General features: G+C 66.9%; 2 protein-coding genes. One reads left to right on the top strand and one right to left on the bottom strand.

Annotated elements, in window-relative coordinates; translation table 11 throughout:
* A partial coding sequence (locus tag DBR23_RS20990) for a beta-propeller domain-containing protein (protein WP_199227765.1) occupies positions 1 to 992 on the top strand: 992 nt, incomplete at its 5' end.
* 140 nt (positions 993 to 1,132) lie between these two features.
* Here DBR23_RS20990 and DBR23_RS20985 read toward each other — a convergent pair.
* On the bottom strand, positions 1,133 to 1,677 hold a 545-nt coding region (locus tag DBR23_RS20985; protein ID WP_233250631.1), incomplete at its 5' end, for a tryptophan 2,3-dioxygenase.

Here is a 1,677-nt window from a genome sequence, read left to right as displayed (position 1 = left end):
CGCGGCAGTACCGCTATGGCGGTGACGTGGCCAACGCTGTGTTCCCCGCCGACAGCCGCACCGACATCCACAAGTTCAGCTTCCGGGGCGCGCAGGTGGACTACGACGCATCGGGCAGCGTGGACGGCCACCTGGGCTGGGACCTGCGCCGCCTGCCATCGCGCTTGAACGAGTACCAGAACGATCTGCGCGTGCTGACCTTCACCGGCAAGACGGGCCAGAGCGGCATGCCGCCGGTGACCATCCAGGCCCAGCAGGCCTCCCCCGCGCTGCTGACTGTGCTGCGCGACAGCGGCCGCGACAACCACTTGAGCCCTCAAGCCAAGCTGCCCCTCAAGCTGCGCACGGCGCGGGGCGATCAGCAGATCGACAACCTGTTCTTTGCAGGCGCCCGGGCCTATGCCACCCCCTTTACCAACACCGAACCCGTGTGGGTGCTGGACCTTGCCAACCCTGCGAACCCTACGGTGGCAGGCGAGCTGGCTGCGGGCGGCTATGCCGACCACCTGGTGCCGCTGCCGAACGGACTGCTGCTGGGGGTGGGCAAGGACAGCGCCTTGGGCGGCGTGGCCGATGGCATTCAGCTCGCGGTGTTTGACGTGCGCAATGCCGCGCAAGGCAAGCGGCTGGCCACGCAGACGGCGGGCGGCCGGGGCAGCATCACCACACTCGACAGCACCCGCCCCGTGCTCAACCTGCAGGCGGTGGATGGCAAGGTGCGCATCGCCTTTCCCGCCCGCGTCTACCAAGCGCCCACGGGCGTAGGCACGCCACCTCCCGTGCGGGGCTACCAGGGCGCCTTGCGGCTGGAGGTGAACACCACCACCGGCGCGCTCGCCCAGCGCTCCATGGTGGTGTCTACCGCCATCCTGAACGGCGACACGCCCGGGCTGTACAGCCGCTTTGACATTGCCAACGAGCGCAGCCTGCAGGTGGACAACGTGGCCTACCAGCTCTCGGGCGGGCAGGTGTTCACCAGGGCCGGGGACTGAAACGCCGCCGATTGCGAATCAGGGAGCGAACTATAAAAACGATAGCTGCTAGCGCTTTATCGTTGGGCGCAGGCAGCAGTTAGAAGGCCTGTTCACCAGGGTGGTGAACAGGCCTGTTTTTTTGGGGTAGCTTGAACTGCTCACAGATCGGTGCGCAGCTTCCAGATCTCCGGGAACAGCACCACGTCCAGCATTTTGCGCAGGTAGCTCACCCCGCCCGTGCCGCCCGTGCCGCGCTTGAAGCCGATCACGCGCTCCACCGTGGTCACGTGGCGGAATCGCCAGAGGCGGAACGCGTCTTCCAGGTCGGTCAGCTCCTCGCCCAGCTGGTACAGGTCCCAGTGCTTGTCGGGGTTGCGGTACACGGTGAGCCAGGCCTGCTCCACCGCATCGTTTTCCACATAGGGCTGTGTCCAGTCGCGCTCGGTGTGGCTGGTTGGCACGGCCAGGCCACGCCGCGCCATCAGGCGCAGGGCCTCGTCGTACAGCGACGGCGCCTCGTACGCCGCCTGCACCTGGGCGAGCAGGTCAGCGCGGTGCTCGTGGGGCTTGAGCATGGCCCGGTTCTTGTTGCCCATCGAAAACTCGATGCAGCGGTACTGGTAACTTTGGAACCCGCTGGACTGGCCCAGGTACGGGCGCATGGCGCTGTACTCGGGTGGCGTCATGGTGGCCAGCACGTCCC

The sequence above is a fragment of the Acidovorax sp. HMWF018 genome (genome assembly GCF_003061035.1).
Taxonomy (GTDB): Bacteria; Pseudomonadota; Gammaproteobacteria; order Burkholderiales; family Burkholderiaceae_C; genus Acidovorax; species Acidovorax delafieldii.
The sequence above is the reverse complement of the archived record's forward strand: the minus strand, read 5'-3'. Positions and strand labels throughout refer to the sequence as shown.